We start from the raw sequence: 17,100 nt of genomic DNA on the forward strand, positions 1-17,100 counted from the left end.
CACCGGCCTCGACTCCACCCCCGCCCCCTCCCCGGCCACGGACCAGGACGCCGAGGAGCTGGCGCGTCAGCTGGCGCGGACCGGGCCCGGGCTCGTGCCCGGGGTGCTCGCGGCCGTCGCCGCCCTCCTCGTACTCGGCGCCGGCGCGTCCCTCCTGCTCCGTGGCCGGCGCTGAACCGGCCCAGTACCGTGCCCGCGCACCCCGTCTGCGACGATCCCTGCGTGGACTACCCGAACGAGCAGGCCCCCGGCGCCCCCGTCCGCTCCGGCATCCCCGAGCACGGGCGCATCCCCAAGTACTACGTGGTCAAGGCGCGGATCGCCGGGCTGCTGGAGGAGCTGGGGGAGGACGGCGTCATCCCCACCGAACGCGACCTCGCCGAGCGGTACGACGTGGCCCGCGAGACCGTGCGGCAGGCCGTGCGGGAGCTGGTGCTGGAGGGACGGCTCAGGCGCCGGGGCCGCGGGACGATCGTCGCCGGACCGAAGCTGGCGCAGCCGCTCTCGCTGGCCAGCTACACCGAGGGGGTGCGCCGGCAGGGGCTGACGCCCGGCCGTACCCTCGTCACCCTCGACCGGTTCCCGTGCCCGGAGCCGCTCGCCGCCGAGACCGGCCTGACCCGGGGGGAACCCGTCTGGCACCTGGAGCGCGTCCTGCTCGCCGACGACGAGCGCGTCGGTCTGGAGAGCACGTACGTCTCCGTGGCGCGGGTGCCCCGGCTGGACGGCGACTTCGACCCGGACTCCTCCTTCTACGCCTACCTGAAGGCGCAGGGCATCTGCTTCGGCGACGCCGACGAGCGGATCGAGACCGTGCTGGCCACGCCCCGCGAGGCACTGCTCATCGGTACCCCGCCCGCCCTGCCCATGCTGCTGATCCACCGGGTGTCCCGGGACACGGAGGGCCGTCCGCTGGAGCGGGTGCGGTCGCTGTACCGGGGGGACCGGTTCTCCTTCACCACCCACCTCGAAGGCTGAGAAATCCCCTTATCGACACCCGACTCCGCATCACGGAAAGATAACGGGTCTAGCCCAAACGTGATGGGTCGTTCACGCTCTCGTTGTCAGCCGGATGTTTCCGGTTCCCGAATCGCGAGGAGCGTTGCCGCCGTGAGAGTGACAGTCGTCGGAGCCGGCGTGGTGGGCACCATGCACGCCTGGCAGGCAGTGGAGCGCGGCCACCAGGTCGTCCAGATCGAGCGCGAGGCCGAGGCGCGCGGCGCCTCGCTGCGCAACTTCGGGCAGATCTGGGTCAGCGGGCGCGCCGGTGGAGAAGAGCTGGAAGCCGCCCTGCGGGCGCGGGAGCTGTGGGAGGGGATCGGCGGCCGGGTCCCGGCGCTCGGGTTCCGGGCGACCGGGTCGCTGACCCCGGTCCGCGGACCGCTCGAACGCGCCGTCGCCGAGGCCGCCCTGGCCCGCCCGGACGCGGCGGCCCGCGGCTACAAGCTGCTCACCCCGGGCGGGCCCGCGCCGTCAACCCCGCCCTGCGCGGCGACTTCGACGCGGCCCTGTACTGCGAGCGGGACGCGGCCGTGGAGCCGCGCACCGCCCAGCTCGCCCTGCGCGCGGAACTGCTGAAGTCCCCGGACTACACCTTCCTGCCGGGCCGGGAGGTACGCGAGGTGACCGGCGCCGGCACCGTCCGCGACGACCACGGGGACGTGCACCGGGCGGACGCCGTCGTGCTGTGCACCGGCGCCTGGCTCGGCGGACTCGTCCGCGAACTGGCCGGACCCGACCTGCCCGTGCGCCGCGTGCGGCTCCAGATGATGCAGACCGACCCGCTCGGCGAGCCGCTGACCACCTCGGTCGCCGACGCCGACAGCTTCCGCTACTACCCGGCCTACGCCTCCCCGGCGCTGGACGAGCTGAACGCCCGGCAGCCGCAGCCGGAGACCGCCGCCGCGCACCGGATGCAGCTGCTCATGGTGCAGCGCGCCGACGGCGGCCTGACCATCGGCGACACCCACGAGTACGAGCACCCCTTCGCCTTCGACACCGTGGAGGAGCCGTACGAGCACCTCACCGGGGTCGTCGAGTCCTTCCTCGGCCGGCCGCTGCCGCGCGTCCGGCGCCGCTGGGCGGGCGTGTACGCGCAGTGCGCCGAGCCCGGCAAGGTCGTGCACCGGCAGCGGGTGCACGACGGGGTGTGGCTGGTCACCGGGCCCGGCGGGCGCGGCATGACCTGCGCCCCCGCGATAGCCGAGACCACCGCGAACGAACTGGGCTGGTGAGCACCCCATGACAGCCACACCCGACACCACCGGCATCCGTCTCGTCGTCCTCGACATGGCCGGCACCACCGTCGCCGACGGCGGCCTGGTCGAGCGGGCCTTCGAGGCGGCGGCCACCGAGCTGGGCGTCGAGCCCGGCTCCGCCGAGCACGCCGAGCACCTGGCCTACGTCCGGGCCACCATGGGCGAGTCCAAGATCTCCGTCTTCCGGCACCTGTTCGGCGACGAGGACCGCGCCCGGCGCGCCAACACCGCCTTCGAGAAGGCGTACGGCGCACTGGTCGACGCCGGTCTGATCGCCCCGGTCCCCGGAGCCCGCGAGGCCATCGAGGAACTGACCGGCAGCGGCCGTACCGTCGTCCTCACCACCGGCTTCGCCCGGGTCACCCAGGACGCCATCCTGGACGCCCTCGGCTGGCGCGGCCTGGTGCCGCTCACCCTGTGCCCGGCCGACGCGGGCGGGCGCGGACGGCCCTGCCCGGACATGGTGCTGGAGGCGTTCCTCCGGACGAAGGCAGCGGCGGACGTACGGCAGATCGCCGTGGCCGGTGACACGTCGTACGACGTGCTCAGCGGCGTCCGCGCCGGAGCCGCCCTGGTCGCCGGCGTGCGCACCGGCGCCCACGGCGACGCCGAGTTCACCGCCGCCGGCGCCACCCACGTCCTCGACTCCGTCGCCGGACTGCCCGGCCTGCTCGCCGGGGACCGGTGACATGGGCATCCGCTTCGACTCCGTCACGGTCGCCTACGACGGCAACGTCGTCCTCGACGCCCTCGACCTGACCGTCGAGCCCGGCGAGGTCTCGCCCGGAGGACTCCGTGCCCCACCTGTCCCGCCGTACCCTCCTCGCCTCCGCCTCCGCCTCCGCCTCCGCCTCCGCCGCCTCCGTCGCGGCCGCCGCGGCCGTCTCGGCCGGTCCGCTCGGCGCCGTCGCCCGTGCGGCCGGCCGCACCCCAAGGTGCTGGTCATCGGCCTGGACGGCGCCCCGCTCAGCCGGATCGAGGACGCCGACGCGCCGAACCCGCACGCCCTGATGGCCGCCGGTCTCACCGCGCCCAGCAGCATCTACGCCGATCCGCTCGCCCCCGCCCTGTCCGGCCCCGGCTGGTCGACGATCATCACCGGGGTCTGGCCGGACAAGCACAACGTCGTCTCCTACGACGGCGGCACCCCGGTGAGCGTGCGGACGTACACCGCCGACGTGTCCTCGCGCACCGAGACCGTCACCCTCCAGGTGCCCGCGGGCGCCACCAGCGCCCGGGTCCGGTTCCGGTACACCGGCGGCAACAACTGGTTCCGGGTGGTCGACGGGGTCGGTTTCGGCCGGTCCTGACTAGGCTGGGGGCGTCGGCACGCCGTTGTTCCGGCGCCCCTTCCGACCGTACGAACGCCAGGAGACGCAGAGCATGTCAGACCGCAAGCCCATCGAGTCGTGGCTCACCGACATGGACGGCGTCCTGATTCACGAGGGGGTGCCGATCCCCGGCGCCGACGCCTTCCTGAAGAAGCTGCGCGAGTCCGGCCGGCCCTTCCTGGTGCTCACCAACAACTCCATCTACACCGCCCGTGACCTGCACGCCCGGCTGCTGCGCATGGGGCTGGACGTGCCGGTGGACAACATCTGGACGTCCGCCCTGGCCACGGCGCAGTTCCTCGACGACCAGCGGCCCGGCGGCAGCGCCTACGTGATAGGCGAGGCCGGCCTGACCACCGCGCTGCACGACATCGGCTACATCCTCACCGACCACGACCCCGACTTCGTGATCCTCGGCGAGACCCGCACCTACTCCTTCGAGGCGCTGACCAAGGCCGTCCGGCTGATCAACGACGGTGCCCGGTTCATCGCCACCAACCCCGACAACGTCGGCCCCTCCACCGAGGGCGACCTGCCCGCCACCGGCTCGGTGGCCGCCCTGATCACCGCCGCGACCGGCAAGAAGCCGTACTTCGTCGGCAAGCCCAACCCGCTGATGATGCGGGCCGGGCTCAACGCGATCGGCGCGCACTCCGAGACCTCGGCGATGATCGGGGACCGCATGGACACCGACGTGCTCGCGGGTCTGGAGGCCGGGATGCGCACCTTCCTGGTGCTGACCGGCGTCACCCAGCCCCCGGACGTCGACCGCTACCCCTTCCGGCCCTCCCGGGTCGTCGACTCCATCGCGGACCTGGTCGACCTGATCTGACGCCCCGGGCCCGTCCGGCCGAAACCGGGTGTCACCCGTTCGGAGCAGCGCAGCGCCTCCCGAGGATGCGGGGGCGCCCGGGGCGGGGGAGCCTCCTGGTGACTGGAGGTTCACGATGGGCTCACTACGCCTCACTCTCTGCACAGCGATCCTCGCCGCCGCGGTCACCGCGGCCGCTCCCGCGGCCCACGCGGCGGACGGCGGCCCGGTCACCGTGACCCCCGCCTCCCCGGCTCCCGGCGCCGACGTCACCCTGCGGGTGGGCGGCTGCGCCGGCGGCCAGGCCACCGCCACCTCGTCCGCCTTCGTCTCCGACGCCCGGCTGACCGGCGCCCGGGGGGAGCTGACCGGCGACACCCGGGTCCGCTCCGACCTGGCGCCGGGCGGCTACCCGGTGAAGGTCAGCTGCGACGGCCACGCCCTCACCGGCAGCCTCACGGTCGGCGGGAAGGACGGCGCCCGGCCCGCGGAGCCCATCGGGCCGCTCGCCTCCTCCGCCTCGCCCATCGCCCCGGTGCCCGCGGGCGGCGGCGGCACCGCGCACTTCGCCACGGTGGCCACCGGCGGCTCCGCCCCCGACACCGGACAGGCGGTGACCGGTCTCGCGCTCGCCGGGGTCGCCGCGGTCGCCGTCGGGCTGCGGGCCCGCCGGAGCCGGCGTACCCGCTGAGCGCCCATGTCCCACGACGAGGGGCGCGGCACCGGCACCGGCCGGCTGGTCACCGGCCTGGCCTGGACCCTGCTGCTGTTCGGGCTGTGGCTGTGGGGGTGCGAGGTCACCGAGGGCGAGCGGAGCGCGGAGGGCTCCGCCACGGGTGACGTCGTCGGCGTCGGCCGCGCCGACGGTGCGGCGGGGCTGCCGCGGCCGGCCCGGCCCCTGGGCGACGCGGTGCCGCAGCGCGTCGACATCCCCGCGCTGGGCGTCCAGGCGCCGGTGGTGGCCCGCGGCCTCGACGCCCGGGGCGCGGTCGATCCGCCGCCCTACGACCAGCCGGGCGTGGTCGGCTGGTACGGCGCCGGTGCCAAGCCGGGCGCCGCCGGGCCGGCCCTGCTGGTGGGCCACGTCGACACCGAGACCCGGCCCGCCGTCTTCTACCGGCTCAGCACCCTCAAGCCGGGCCGGACGGTCCGGGTGGTCCGCGCGGACGGGAAGGTCGCCGAGTTCACCGTCGACGACGTCCGCGTGCTGCCGCGCGCCGGCTTCGACGCGCACGCCGCCTACGGTCCCCGGGTGGCCGGGCGGGCCGAGCTGCGGCTGATCACCTGCGGCGGCACCTTCGACCGGGCCAGCGGCAGCTACACGGCGAACGTGGTGGTGTCGTCGTACCTGACGGGGACGGTCGGCTGACGGGCCGCGCCGGCGAAGGGGCCGGGGGAGGGGTCAGGGGTGGGTGGCGGCGGCCCGGGAGAGGCGGGCGCGGATGTCGCCGAAGTGGTCCCTTATGGCGCGCTCCGCCCGCGGGGAGTCGCCGGAGCGCACCGCGTCCAGGATCTCCCGGTGCTGGCGGCAGGTGACCCGCGGGTCCGGCGGCGCGTCCACCAGGTCCTGCCGCACCCGGTGGAAGGCGTCCCAGAACGCCTCCAGCACCTCGCCGAGCAGCACGTTGTCCAGCCCCCGGTAGAGCGTGGCGTGAAACGCGCGGTCGGTCCCGGCCAGCCCCTCCCCCCGCGCGGCCTCCCGCTCCATCCGCTCCACCAGCGCCTCCAGCTCCACCAGGTCCGCCTCCGGCAGCCGGCCGGCCAGCCGCGACACCAGCCCGGTCTCCACCGCCTCGCGCAGTTCCAGCAGCTGGAGCAGCGAGTCCTCGCCGCGGTAGTGGCCGGCGACGGTCCGGAAGGCCAGCCCCTCGATCATCGGCGCGAACGACATCGGGCCGACGTACGTCCCGAACCCGTGCCGGATCTCCACGATGCCCATCGCCTGGAGCGCCTTCAGCGCCTCCCGCACCGAGTTCCGGCTCGCCCCGAGGAGCCGCATCAGCTCGGGTTCGGTGGGCAGCGGGGCCCCCGAGGGCAGCCGCCGGTCCACGATCAGCTTCTTGATCCGCTCCTGAAGGTCCCGGGCTGCCATGGCCAGAGCGTATCCGGCCATGCATGCGAAAGGCCCCCCGCTTGCGCGAGGGGCCTTCCGGTCGGTGCGCCGCCAGGGACTCGAACCCCGGACCCGCTGATTAAGAGTCAGCTGCTCTAACCAACTGAGCTAGCGGCGCCTGCTGACAAGGAAAACTCTACCCGACCTCCCGGGGTGCTCCCGACCACCTCCCGGTGGCCCGTCCGCCGCACGGGGGCCGGTGTACATCATTCGGACCGTCAAAATGCGCGTTCCGCGCCCGGTTGGGAAACTGATCAACGTGCACACTCGCGGACAATCCACCCCCGGATGTGAGGCAGATCGCATGACCGCTCCGATGTTCGAGGAAGTCGCCCCCGCGAGCGACTGCGACTGCCCCGGCTGCCGCCGGGGGCTGGGGACGGCGCCCCGTCCGCGGCCCGACCGCACCCGTCCGGCGACCCGGGGCGTCGTGGTGGTGGCCGCCGCCTCCGCCGCCCTCGGCGCGCTCGCCCCGGCCGCCGCCGCCGTCACCCCCGGCCGCTCTCCGCACCGCCAGGCGCTGCCCGGCGACGGGGCGCAGGACACCCCGCAGGGCGCCCGGGGCCCGCTGCACGGCGCGGCGGGCAACCCCGACAAGTCCCCCGCCGTCCCGATCCCCGCCACCACCCGCACCCAGATCATCGACCGGGCCAAGGTCTGGGTCGCCGCCAAGGTGCCGTACAGCATGTACGACTACTGGTCCGACGGCTACCGGCAGGACTGCTCGGGCTACGTCTCCATGGCCTGGGGCCTGCCGGAGAACGAGTGGACCGGCAGCCTCGACCAGTTCGGCGTGAAGATCACCAAGGAGGAGCTGCAACCCGGGGACATGCTGCTTTTCCACAACCCCGACGACCCCGAGAAGGGCTCCCACGTAGTGATCTTCGGCGGCTGGACGGATAACACGCGCACCCACTACACGGTCTACGAGCAGACACCCCCGCACACCCGCAGCCAGGCCACCCCTTACCCCTACTGGAACAACACCGACAAGTACGTCCCCTACCGCTACAAGGGCGTCTCCCAGGGCGCGGCCGGCGCCCCGGCGGGCGACGGCAGGAAGGCGCCGCCCTATCCGGGCGCCGCCTACTTCGGACCCGGCGCCGACAACGCCTATGTGACCCGGCTCGGCGAGCTGCTGGCCGCCCGGGGCGGGCGCGCGTACTACTCCGAGGGCCCGGGACCGGTCTGGGGCGAGGCCGACCGACGCGCCACCCTGGCGTTCCAGCGGGCCCAGGGCTGGACGGGCGCGGACGCCGACGGGCTGCCCGGCCGGCGCACCTGGGAGCTGCTGGTCACGGGCCGGGGCAAGGACATCGGCCCGGCCGGGCCCGCCTCGCACGGGGTGCCGGGCTACCCGGGCCGGCGGTACTTCCGGCCGGGCGCGGCGAACGACCACGTCACCCGGCTCGGCGCCCAGCTGGTGCGGAAGGGGTTCGGCCGGTTCTACTCCCTCGGCCCGGGGCCGCGCTGGGACGAGTCGGACCGGAGGGCCGTCGAGGCGTTCCAGCGCACCCAGGGCTGGCGGGGCGGCGCGGCGGACGGCTACCCGGGGCCGGAGACCTGGCGCCGCCTGTTCGCCTAGCACTTCCACGACGGCCCTGGCCGGCCCGGGCCCCGGTGCCGCGTCCGGCGCCCTCCCGCACATCCCACTTCCCTGTTCATGACGCGTCTGGCGCGGAGGCTGGAGCACGCATGGTGACGACCACATCCCACACACCGCCCGATTCCGAGGGGCAGTCGGACGTCCGCGGTGCCGGTCCCGGCACCCGGCCGGGCCGCCTGATCCAGAACGAGGCGACCACCGAGATCCCCGTCCACCTGCTCTTCCGGGACGATCCCGACCCGGTGCGGGTGCCGCTCGGACCGGCCGTGGTGGCCCGCCGGCAGGACACCGGCGAGCGGCCCCGGCCGCGCCGCCCGGTGCCGGTGCGCAGACGGCCGCAGGTGGAGATCGACCCGGACCTGGTGGAGCGCCCGGCGCGGGTGCTGCCGGGGGCGGCCGGACTGCTCGCCGGTGCCTGCGGGGTGACCGGCGCTCTGGCCACCACCTGGTGGGCGGGGCTGCTCCCGTCGCTCGCCACGCAGACCCTGGGCCTGCCGGCGTCCACGGGCGCCGGTCCCGGTCCCGCGCAGTGGGCCGCGTACGCCGGGGCCGGGCTGCTCGGCGTGTTCGGCTTCGGCGGTCTGGCCCGGGGGCGGACCGGGCGGGCCTGGGTGCTGGGCCTGTTCGGGCGGTACCGCGGGACGGTCCGGCGCACCGGGCTGCTGTGGGTGAACCCGCTGGTGCCGCGCCGCCGGGTGGACGTACGGCTGCGGCACTGGCGCAGCGAGGCGATGCCGGCGGCGGACCCCGACGGGATGGCGCTGCGGGTGACCGTGCTGGTGGTGTGGCGGGTGCGGGACACCGCGCGGGCCCTGCTCGGCATCGACGACCACGAGACGTACCTGCGCGAGTGCGTGGAGGCGGCGCTGGCCCGGGTGCCGGTGGAGCCGACGGGCGGGACCCGGGGCGGGACGACGGCGGCCGGGGACGCGCTGACCCGGCTGGTGGCGCAGGAGGCGGCGCCGGTCGGCGTGGAGGTGTTCTCGGTGCAGCCGGTCCGGGTGGAGTACGCCCCCGAGGTGGCCGCCGCGGTGCACCGGCGCCGGATCGCCGCGCTGGACGCCAAGCAGCGGGCCGCCCTGCTCAGCGGGGTGGTGGACTCGGTGGAGGACACGGTGACCCGGCTGACCGTGCGCGGGCTGGTCGAACTGGACGACTACGAGCGCAAGGTGCTGGTCCGTGATCTGACGGTGGCGTTCTGCTCGGGGCGCGGGGAGCCGGTGTAACCCGGTGTGCGATTGGTATGGACATGTTCAACTAGCGGCCATAATCTGAACTTGGTCTGGACCTACTCTGCACGGCTCATCGAACTCCCCACGTTCTCCAGGAGCGGCAGCATGCGCACCAAGACCAAGTTGTCCGCGGTGGTGCTGGGCGCGGTGACCGCGGGAGCCTTCGCGCTCTCCACCGGCGGCGCCAGCGGCCACGGTTACACCGACCTCCCCATCAGCAGGCAGAAGCTCTGCCAGAACGGCACCGTGCCGAACTGCGGCCAGATCCAGTGGGAGCCGCAGAGCGTCGAGGGCCCCAAGGGCTTCCCGGCCGGCGGACCCGCCGACGGCCAGATCTGCAACGCGGGTCTGGGTCAGTTCGCCCCGCTCAGCGCGCCGACGACACCGTCCGGCGCGGCCTGGCCCACCACCCGGGTGACGGGCGGTCAGTCGTACACGTTCCGCTGGCAGTTCACCGCGCGGCACGCCACGACGGACTTCAGGTACTACGTCACCAAGCCGGGCTGGAACCAGAACCACAACCTCGCCCGCTCGGACCTCAACCTCACCCCGTTCCTGACGGTGCCGTACAACAACCAGCAGCCGCCGGCCACGCTCAGCCACAGCGGCACGCTGCCGTCCGGCCTGAGCGGGCACCACGTCATCGTCGCGGTGTGGACGATCGCCGACACGGGCAACGCGTTCTACGCCTGCTCGGACGTCACCTTCTGAGCGCCGGCTCCATGATCGTCGCGCGCCGGATCCCCGCCCGGTCCGGCGGTCCGGTGCCGTGACGCCGAAGGGCCCCTCGCTGCTGCGAGGGGCCCTTCGTTCGGTGCGCCGCCAGGGACTCGAACCCCGGACCCGCTGATTAAGAGTCAGCTGCTCTAACCAACTGAGCTAGCGGCGCATGACTCCCGCCGACCGCGTTCTCTTCCGATCCGCGGCTGGCGACGAAGAAAATACTACCCGGTCCCGAGGGGTGCTCCCGACCACCTACAGCGCCAGGGAGAGCAGCACCGGCGCCGCGCTCCGGTTCAGCGCGTCCGCGGCCTGCTTCAGCCGGTGCGCGTGCTCCACCGGGAGGGAGAGGGCCAGGCAGCCGACCGAGGCGCCCGCGGTGATCGGCACGGCCGCGCAGACCGTGCCGACCGCGTACTCCTGGAGGTCCAGCACGGGCACCGTCGGCGGCTGGGACTCCAGGCGGGACAGCAGCAGCTTGTCGCTGGTGATGGTGCGCGAGGTGAGCCGGGCCATCTTGTGCCGGGCGAGGTGGTCGCGGCGGGCGTTGTGGTCCAGCTGGGTCAGCAGGCTCTTGCCGACGGCCGTGGCGTGCGCGGAGCAGCGGAAGTCCACCCACTCGTTGACCGCCGGGGTGGCCGGTCCGGCGGCGTACTGGGTGACCCGGACCTCGCCGTCGACGTACCGGCTCATGTAGACGGCCGCGCCGACCGAGTCGCGCAGCCGGTCCAGGGTGTGCTGGAGCTTGTCGCGCACGGCCCGCTCCCGGTCGTGCGCCGAGGTGAGCCGGCGCAGGGTGTCGCCCGTGACGTACGCCCCCTCGGCGGTCTGCTCGACGTAGCCCTCGCGGCGCAGCATCCGCAGCAGGGCGGTGAGCCGCTCGGAGCCGAGGCCGGTGCGGCGGGCCAGCTCGGTGTCGGTGACTCCGGCGGGGTGCCGGGCCACGGTCTCCAGCACGCGCAGCGCGTCCTGGACGGAGTGGTACGGGGCGGTCGGCTCGATCCTCATGTCGCTCCCCCTCGGCCGCGATCCGGGTCGGCGGATCCTCACCACGATAGCCGTCGAACGGCGGCCGGGGAGGGGGAGTTGGCGAGATGACGCCCGTGGGCACGGACCGCCGGCCGGGCCGGAGAACCCCCGGCGCGGGCCGTCGGCCGGGCCGGAGAACCCCCGGCACATGCCCCGGTCATGTCCCGATGGCCGGACCTCGGCACTTCCCCCGGCCCCTTGCCCCGGGTGCCCACGGGAGCGCGCCGCGCCCGCGTCACAGCACCGCGCTGATGAACTCCCGGGTGCGCTCCTGCTCCGGGTCGCCGAAGATCTTCTCCGGCGGCCCCGCCTCGACGACCCGGCCCGCGTCGAACATCAGCACCTGGTCGGAGATGTCCCGGGCGAACCCCATCTCGTGGGTCACGCACAGCATGGTGATGTCGGTGCTGCGCGCGATGTCCCGGAGCAGGTCCAGCACGCCCGCGACCAGCTCCGGGTCGAGCGCGGAGGTCACCTCGTCCAGCAGCAGCACCCGGGGCCGCATCGCCAGCGCCCGGGCGATCGCCACCCGCTGCTGCTGCCCGCCGGAGAGCCGGGTCGGCCGCGCGTCGCACTTGTCCGCCAGACCCACCAGGTCCAGCAGCTCCCGGGCCCGCGCCTCGGCCTCGTCCTCCGACAGGCCGAGCACCCGGACCGGGGCCTCGGTGAGATTGCGCAGCACCGACATGTTCGGGAACAGGTTGAACTGCTGGAACACCATCCCGATCTTCTTGCGGACCTCCCGGATCTGCCGTTCCGGCGCCGGGAACAGCCGCTGCCCGTCGACGGTGATCGTGCCCTCGTCCGGCTTGGCGAGCGTCATCAGGAGTCTGAGGATGGTGGTCTTGCCGGAGCCGGACGGGCCGATCAGGGTGACGTGCCGGCCCGCGTCCACGGACAGGTCCAGGCCGTCCAGGACGGTGTTCTCGCCGAACCTCTTGGTCACGCCCTCCAGGCGGATCAGCTCGGCCGGCCGGGTGCCGGCCGGGGCCGGCTGCTTGCTGGTCTCAACGGACAAGGCGTCGCTCCAGGGTGCGCAGACAAAGGGAGGCCAGGTACGAGACGACGACGAAGGCCACCCCGATCACCGTCAGGGGCTCGGTGAACTGGAAGTGCTGCTGCGAGACGAGCCGCGCCCGGCCCAGCATCTCCAGCACGCCGATCGTCATCAGCATCGGCGTGTCCTTCAGCATCGCGATGACGTAGTTGCCGAGCGGCGGCACCACACGGCGGACCGCCTGCGGCAGGACCACCGCCGTCCAGGTGCGCCGCACCGGCAGGCTCAGCGCGGTCGCGGCCTCCCACTGGCCCGCCGGCACCGCCTCGATACCGGCCCGGTAGACCTGCATCGTGTACGTCGAGTAGTGCAGCCCGAGCCCCAGGACACCGGTGGTCAGCGGGGACAGGGTGACACCCGCCTCGGGCAGCACGTAGAAGAGGAAGAACAGCTGCACCAGCAGCGGGGTGTCCCGGACGAACTCCGTGAAGGCCCCCACCGGCCAGCGCACCCACCGGGTCGGCGCGCGCAGCAGCAGCGTCCACACCAGCCCCAGCGCGAACGAGATCAGCGACCCCAGGGCCAGTGCCTCCAGGGTGACGACCAGCCCCTTCCAGAAGTACGGCAGGAAGTCGGCGACGGCTCCCCAGTCCCAGCTCATCGGGCCACCCCCGCCTTCAGCCGGCGCTCCAGGGAGCGCATCCCGCGGGTGAGCAGGAAAGCGATCACGAAATAGATCAGCAGCAGGTACGCGTAGATCGGGCCGCTCCGCTGGAGGGCGAGACGGACCAGGTTCCCGCTGAACGCCAGGTCGCCCATGCCGGTGAGGGACACCAGCGCGGTGCCCTTGAGCAGCTCGATCAGCAGGTTGCAGAAGGACGGGATCATCTCCGGCACCGCCTGCGGCAGCAGGATCAGCCGGAGCCGCTGCCAGGGCGAGAAGCCGAGCGCGATGCCGCCCTCCCGCTGGGCCGGGTCCACCGCCTCCAGGGCGCCGCGCACGATCTCCGAGCCGTACGCGCCGTAGGTGAGGCCCAGCGCGAGCGTGCCCGCCCACATCGGCACCAGCTGCCAGCCGAAGGCGACCGGCAGCACGAAGAACACCCAGAAGATCATCACCAGCGCCGAGATGCCGCGGAACACCTCGGTGTAGAGGCCCGCGAGGAAGCGGACCAGCCGCGAGCGGTGGGTGCGCGCGGCGCCCACCGCGAAGGAGACCGCGGCGGCCAGCAGCGCGCCGTACACCAGCAACTGGAGCGTGGTGCCCACGCCGTGGAGGACGAGTCCCCACAGTCCCGGAGTCATCAGCCGCACAACTCCTTCGCGGTCAGGGTCGTCATCTCGGCCCGTGTGAAGCCGAAGGGGCGGACGATCCGGTACAGCTCCCCGGTCCGGCGCAGCTTGTGCAGCTCGGTGTTGAAGGCGTCGCGCAGCCGGGTCTCCGTCGGCCGGAACGCGAACGCGCCGCCGTCCGCCTTCGGCTTGCCGTCGACCAGCGCGACGAACGGCTCGGTCGAATCGGCCTTGGCGGAGCCCCGCGCCACGAGCCGCGCGGTGACGGCCGTGGCCGCGAACAGGTCGACCCGCCCCGACTCCACCGCGTTCAGCCCGGCCACCTGGTCCGGGACGATGACCAGGTCGTTCTCCTCGAAGCCCGCCTCCACGGCGTGCTGGATCTGCGCGTACCCGGTCCCGGTGGCCGCCTTGGCGTGCCGGCGCAGCGCGTCCGCGTAGGTGCGCAGCCCCAGCGGGTTGCCCTTGCGGACGACGAAGGCGTCGGGCATCCGGTAGTCGGGGTCCGCGAAGATCACCTGCTCGCAGCGGTCCGGGGTGACGTACATGCCCGCGGCCACCACGTCGAACTGCTGCGCGTTCAGGCCCGGGATCAGCGAGCCGAACTCGGTCGGCACCGGCTGCACCCGGTCCACGCCGAGCCGCTTGAAGATGACTTTCGCCAGCTCGGGGGCCTCCCCGGTCAGACTCCCGTCCTTGTCGATGTAGCCGAAGGGGATCTCACCGGCGATACCGAGCCGTACGACACCCTGCGCGCGCAGTCGTTCCAGCAGATCGCCGCCGCCCGCGCCGGACGCCGACGCCACCCGCGAACAGCCCGCGGCGCCCAGCGCGCCGAACACCGCGAGCCCCGCCAGCAGTGAGCGGCGGGTGGGTCTGCGGTCCGGCCGGATCGTGCGTACGTCGTTGCCAAGTGGTGGAGCCATGGCGGCGCGGCTACCCAAGCGCCTGTGCGCCATGCCCCCCGGTTTCGACGGCAGCCCGGTCCGCCGCCGGCCCGCCCCCAGCGCGCGACGCCCATCCGGCGGGCCGCCCGACGGCCCGGCGGTACGCCTCTGACCTGCGCCTCCATGGGGCGGGCGCGGATCGCTGCCGGACGCGCGGCCGGTCCCGCCGGGTCCGCGCGCGCCAGGCGTCCTGCTCCTTTCCCGCGCTACGCCTCCACCGAACCCCCACCGGAGCACCCGGCGATGGTCACAGGGGACGGTCCTTTTCCGCCACGCCGGTGGTGACGGGCCCGGCCGACGCCGCCCCGGCCTCGAACAGCGCGTGCGCGGCCCGCAGCACCAGTTCGTCCCGGTGCCGGGCGGCGACGATCTGCATCCCCACCGGAAGTCCGGCCCCGTCCGTGCCGACCGGCACCGTGGCGGCGGGCTGCTGGGTCAGGTTGAACGGGTAGGTGAACGGCGTCCACCCGGTCCAGCGCCGGAACACCGAACCCCTCGGCACCTCCGCCCCCGCCTCGAACGCGGTCAGCGGCAGGGTGGGCGTCAGCAGCAGGTCGAACCGCTCGTGGAAATCCCCCATCCGCCGTCCGAGGCGCGCCCGGACGTCCACCGCGGCCAGGTACTCCAGCGCGCTCGTCCGGGCGCCCCGCGCGCAGATCTCCCGCAGCCCGGGGTCCAGCAGCCCCCGGCGGTGCGGCGGGAAGCCCTGGGTCAGCCGGGCCGCGGCGCTGAACCACAGGGTGTGGAACGCCTCCACCGGGTCGCTGAAGTCGGGGTCGGTCTCCTCGACGTACGCCCCCAGCTCCGCGAGGGCCGTCACCGCCCGCCGTACCGCGGCGGCGACCCCCGGCCGGACCGCCACCTGCCCGCCCAGCGACGGCGAGTACGCCACCCGCAGCCCGCGCACCCCGCCGCGCAGCGCCTCGGTGAACGAACCCGGCGCGGCCGGCAGCGCCGACCAGTCCCGCGGGTCGGGGGTGCCGATCACGTCGAGCAGCAGCGCCGCGTCGGCCGCGTCCCGGGTCATCGGTCCCGTGTGCGACAGCGTGCCGAACGCGCTCGCCGGGTACAGCGGCACCCGGCCGTACGTCGGCTTCAGCCCGAAGATCCCGCAGAACGCGGCCGGAATGCGGATGCTGCCGCCGCCGTCCGTGCCCAGCGACAGCGGGCCCGCGCCGAGCGCGACGGCCGCCGCGCTGCCGCCGCTGGAGCCGCCCGCGGTGCGCGTGGTGTCGTGCGGGTTGCGGGTGATCCCGGTCAGCGGGGAGTCGGTGACGCCCTTCCAGCCGTACTCGGGTGTCGTGGTCTTGCCGAGGAACACCGCGCCCTGTTCGCGCAAGCGCGCCACCGGAGGGGCGTCCTCGTCCCACCGGCCCTGCTCCGGGACGGTCTTCGAGCCGCGCAGGGTGGGGTGGCCGCGCAGCAGCAGGAGGTCCTTGACCGTCACCGGCACCCCGTCGACCAGCCCGGCCGGCTCGCCGCGCCGCCAGCGCGCCGCCGACTCCCGGGCGCGGGCGAGCGCTTCCTCCTCGGTGAGCCGCGCGAACGCGTTCACCTCCGGCTGGATCCGGCGTGCCCGCTCCAGCGCCTGCTCGGTCGCCTCGACGGGACTGAACTCGCCCTTGCGGTACCCGTCGAGGAGCTGGACGGCCGTCAGGTCGGTGAGCTGCATGCACCCTCCCGGGGGTCAGTGGCCGGGCACGTAACCACGTGTCTTGTCGACCACGTTCGGCAGAGTCCTGCCCATCGCCCACCGTTCGTACAACTCCACGAACTGAAAGCTCAGTTCGTCCCGCCAGCCCACGGTGTCACCGCTCATGTGCGGCGAGACGATCAGCCCCGGCAGCTCCCACAACGGGCTGTCCGCGGGCAGCGGTTCGGCGGCGAACACGTCCAGGGCGGCGCCCGCGATCCAGCGCCCGGCCAGGGCCCGGACGAGGGCCGCCTCGTCGACCAGACCACCCCGGCCGACGTTGACGAAGAACGCGGAGGGCTGCATCACACCGAACCGGCGCGTGTCGAACATGCGGTACGTCCGCGGGGTCAGCGGGGCCGCCGCGATCACCCAGTCCGCGCGGGAGAGCAGCCGGTCCAGATCGTCCGGGCCGTGCACACCGGTCCGCGGCACCCGCCCGACCAGCGCCGTCGTCACGCCCAGGGCCTTCAGCGTCCGGGTGATCGCCCGGCCGATCGGACCCGAGCCCACCACGCACGCGTGCGTGCCCGCCACCCGCCGGCCCTCCCGGTGCCGCCAGGTCCGCTCCCGCTGGTACGCCAGGGTGCGCGGCAGGTCCTTGGCGACCGCCAGCACCAGGGCCGCCACGTACTCGGCGATCGGCGCCTCGAAGACGCCCCGCGCGTTGGTCACCACCGTGTCCGACGCGGCCAGCTCGGGGGAGAGCAGATGGTCCACGCCCGCGCTCGCCGTGTGCACCCAGCGCGGCCGCGGGCCCTTGCCGGGCCATGCCTCGCGCACCGCGTGCGAGGTGAAGTCCCACACCAGCAGCACGTCCGCGTCCGGCAGCCGCTCGGCCAGGTGCGCCGCGTCCGTGCGCACGATCCGGGCACGGCCGGTGAGGCGGCCGAGCCGGGGCGGCGGATCGGCGTCGAGGACCAGCACGGTGGGGGGTGTCGGCGTCATGCGCGGCGGCTCCCGGCGTCCGGCGTGCGCGGATTGACCACGCTCGCACCCGGACCCCCCTTCGTCAACACGGGCGCACGCCTCCATGTGGGCGGTCTCGGCCCGACGGGGTACCCGAGCCC

Annotated in this window: 17 protein-coding genes, 2 tRNA genes and 1 pseudogene; 10 read left to right on the forward strand and 10 right to left on the reverse strand. The window is 74.1% G+C overall.

The features are described 5' to 3' along the window. Positions 1-222: 222 nt before the first annotated feature. From IF37_RS0132625 to IF37_RS0132655, 7 genes and pseudogenes are all read left to right on the forward strand, one after another. A complete protein-coding gene (locus IF37_RS0132625) occupies positions 223-978 on the forward strand; it encodes a GntR family transcriptional regulator (protein ID WP_030750972.1) in 756 nt (251 codons plus the stop codon). A 171-nt stretch (positions 979-1,149) separates the two neighbouring features. Then, a pseudogene (locus tag IF37_RS40005) lies at positions 1,150-2,234 on the forward strand (FAD-dependent oxidoreductase). Between the two features lie 7 nt (positions 2,235-2,241). Continuing rightward, a complete protein-coding gene (locus IF37_RS0132635) occupies positions 2,242-2,946 on the forward strand; it encodes a phosphonatase-like hydrolase (RefSeq protein ID WP_030750975.1) in 705 nt (234 codons plus the stop codon). A gap of 247 nt (positions 2,947-3,193) precedes the next feature. Beyond that, a complete protein-coding gene (locus IF37_RS46135; protein WP_079165993.1) occupies positions 3,194-3,568 on the forward strand; it encodes an alkaline phosphatase family protein in 375 nt (124 codons plus the stop codon). A 73-nt stretch (positions 3,569-3,641) separates the two neighbouring features. Beyond that, entirely contained in the window at positions 3,642-4,421 is a 780-nt protein-coding gene (locus IF37_RS0132645; protein WP_030750980.1) for an HAD-IIA family hydrolase, read from the forward strand. A gap of 115 nt (positions 4,422-4,536) precedes the next feature. Continuing rightward, positions 4,537-5,091: a hypothetical protein gene (locus IF37_RS0132650; protein ID WP_030750982.1), complete on the forward strand. Its 555-nt coding sequence runs from the start codon at positions 4,537-4,539 to the stop codon at positions 5,089-5,091. A gap of 6 nt (positions 5,092-5,097) precedes the next feature. Beyond that, positions 5,098-5,769 carry a class F sortase gene (locus IF37_RS0132655; RefSeq protein WP_030750985.1) on the forward strand — a complete coding sequence of 224 codons (672 nt, stop codon included), beginning with the start codon at positions 5,098-5,100 and terminating at the stop codon, positions 5,767-5,769. A 33-nt stretch (positions 5,770-5,802) separates the two neighbouring features. Here the strand turns inward: IF37_RS0132655 and IF37_RS0132660 are convergent, their stop codons facing one another. Both IF37_RS0132660 and IF37_RS0132665 read right to left on the reverse strand, forming a co-directional pair. Further along, complete coding sequence (locus IF37_RS0132660; protein ID WP_030750988.1) at positions 5,803-6,492, reverse strand: FadR/GntR family transcriptional regulator; 690 nt, start codon at positions 6,490-6,492, stop codon at positions 5,803-5,805. Between the two features lie 65 nt (positions 6,493-6,557). Beyond that, a tRNA-Lys gene (locus IF37_RS0132665) sits at positions 6,558-6,631 on the reverse strand. A 186-nt stretch (positions 6,632-6,817) separates the two neighbouring features. Between IF37_RS0132665 and IF37_RS0132670 the strand changes: the two genes are divergently transcribed. From IF37_RS0132670 to IF37_RS0132680, 3 genes are all read left to right on the forward strand, one after another. Further along, on the forward strand, positions 6,818-8,098 hold the full coding sequence (locus tag IF37_RS0132670; RefSeq protein ID WP_030750991.1) for a peptidoglycan-binding protein: 1,281 nt from the start codon (positions 6,818-6,820) through the stop codon (positions 8,096-8,098). 110 nt (positions 8,099-8,208) lie between these two features. Then, positions 8,209-9,345, forward strand: coding sequence for an SPFH domain-containing protein (locus IF37_RS0132675; protein WP_030750994.1), 1,137 nt, complete (start codon positions 8,209-8,211; stop codon positions 9,343-9,345). A gap of 111 nt (positions 9,346-9,456) precedes the next feature. Beyond that, on the forward strand, positions 9,457-10,062 hold the full coding sequence (locus IF37_RS0132680; protein WP_030750996.1) for a lytic polysaccharide monooxygenase: 606 nt from the start codon (positions 9,457-9,459) through the stop codon (positions 10,060-10,062). Positions 10,063-10,166: 104 nt separating this feature from the next. Here IF37_RS0132680 and IF37_RS0132685 read toward each other — a convergent pair. From IF37_RS0132685 to IF37_RS0132720, 8 genes are all read right to left on the reverse strand, one after another. Beyond that, a tRNA-Lys gene (locus IF37_RS0132685) sits at positions 10,167-10,240 on the reverse strand. Positions 10,241-10,326: 86 nt separating this feature from the next. Next, positions 10,327-11,079, reverse strand: a complete 753-nt coding sequence (locus IF37_RS0132690; RefSeq protein ID WP_030750999.1) for an IclR family transcriptional regulator — start codon at positions 11,077-11,079, stop codon at positions 10,327-10,329. Positions 11,080-11,335: 256 nt separating this feature from the next. Then, on the reverse strand, positions 11,336-12,118 hold the full coding sequence (gene ehuA, locus IF37_RS0132695) for an ectoine/hydroxyectoine ABC transporter ATP-binding protein EhuA (protein WP_030751002.1): 783 nt from the start codon (positions 12,116-12,118) through the stop codon (positions 11,336-11,338). Beyond that, positions 12,108-12,758: an ectoine/hydroxyectoine ABC transporter permease subunit EhuD gene (ehuD, locus tag IF37_RS0132700; protein WP_030751006.1), complete on the reverse strand. Its 651-nt coding sequence runs from the start codon at positions 12,756-12,758 to the stop codon at positions 12,108-12,110. Before ehuD ends, ehuA begins: the two co-directional genes overlap by 11 nt. Beyond that, positions 12,755-13,402: an ectoine/hydroxyectoine ABC transporter permease subunit EhuC gene (ehuC, locus tag IF37_RS0132705; RefSeq protein WP_030751009.1), complete on the reverse strand. Its 648-nt coding sequence runs from the start codon at positions 13,400-13,402 to the stop codon at positions 12,755-12,757. Before ehuC ends, ehuD begins: the two co-directional genes overlap by 4 nt. Next, positions 13,402-14,316, reverse strand: coding sequence for an ectoine/hydroxyectoine ABC transporter substrate-binding protein EhuB (ehuB, locus tag IF37_RS0132710; RefSeq protein ID WP_030751012.1), 915 nt, complete (start codon positions 14,314-14,316; stop codon positions 13,402-13,404). Before ehuB ends, ehuC begins: the two co-directional genes overlap by 1 nt. A 268-nt stretch (positions 14,317-14,584) precedes the next feature. Beyond that, a complete protein-coding gene (locus IF37_RS0132715) occupies positions 14,585-16,009 on the reverse strand; it encodes an amidase (protein ID WP_052845496.1) in 1,425 nt (474 codons plus the stop codon). 15 nt (positions 16,010-16,024) lie between these two features. Then, complete coding sequence (locus IF37_RS0132720) at positions 16,025-16,978, reverse strand: D-2-hydroxyacid dehydrogenase (RefSeq protein WP_030751017.1); 954 nt, start codon at positions 16,976-16,978, stop codon at positions 16,025-16,027. Positions 16,979-17,100: the final 122 nt, after the last annotated feature.

The organism is Streptomyces sp. NRRL S-31, assembly GCF_000718775.1.
Taxonomy (GTDB): domain Bacteria; phylum Actinomycetota; class Actinomycetes; order Streptomycetales; family Streptomycetaceae; genus Streptomyces.

Coding starts and splice junctions, on each gene's coding strand:
- IF37_RS0132635 (WP_030750975.1), top strand. CDS start 2,242: ATGACAGCCACACCCGACACCACCGGCATCCGTCTCGTCGTCCTCGAC.
- IF37_RS0132645 (WP_030750980.1), top strand. CDS start 3,642: ATGTCAGACCGCAAGCCCATCGAGTCGTGGCTCACCGACATGGACGGC.
- IF37_RS0132650 (WP_030750982.1), top strand. CDS start 4,537: ATGGGCTCACTACGCCTCACTCTCTGCACAGCGATCCTCGCCGCCGCG.
- IF37_RS0132655 (WP_030750985.1), top strand. CDS start 5,098: ATGTCCCACGACGAGGGGCGCGGCACCGGCACCGGCCGGCTGGTCACC.
- IF37_RS0132660 (WP_030750988.1), bottom strand. CDS start 6,492: ATGGCAGCCCGGGACCTTCAGGAGCGGATCAAGAAGCTGATCGTGGAC.
- IF37_RS0132670 (WP_030750991.1), top strand. CDS start 6,818: ATGACCGCTCCGATGTTCGAGGAAGTCGCCCCCGCGAGCGACTGCGAC.
- IF37_RS0132675 (WP_030750994.1), top strand. CDS start 8,209: ATGGTGACGACCACATCCCACACACCGCCCGATTCCGAGGGGCAGTCG.
- IF37_RS0132680 (WP_030750996.1), top strand. CDS start 9,457: ATGCGCACCAAGACCAAGTTGTCCGCGGTGGTGCTGGGCGCGGTGACC.
- IF37_RS0132690 (WP_030750999.1), bottom strand. CDS start 11,079: ATGAGGATCGAGCCGACCGCCCCGTACCACTCCGTCCAGGACGCGCTG.
- ehuD (WP_030751006.1), bottom strand. CDS start 12,758: ATGAGCTGGGACTGGGGAGCCGTCGCCGACTTCCTGCCGTACTTCTGG.
- ehuC (WP_030751009.1), bottom strand. CDS start 13,402: ATGACTCCGGGACTGTGGGGACTCGTCCTCCACGGCGTGGGCACCACG.
- ehuB (WP_030751012.1), bottom strand. CDS start 14,316: ATGGCTCCACCACTTGGCAACGACGTACGCACGATCCGGCCGGACCGC.
- IF37_RS0132715 (WP_052845496.1), bottom strand. CDS start 16,009: ATGCAGCTCACCGACCTGACGGCCGTCCAGCTCCTCGACGGGTACCGC.
- IF37_RS0132720 (WP_030751017.1), bottom strand. CDS start 16,978: ATGACGCCGACACCCCCCACCGTGCTGGTCCTCGACGCCGATCCGCCG.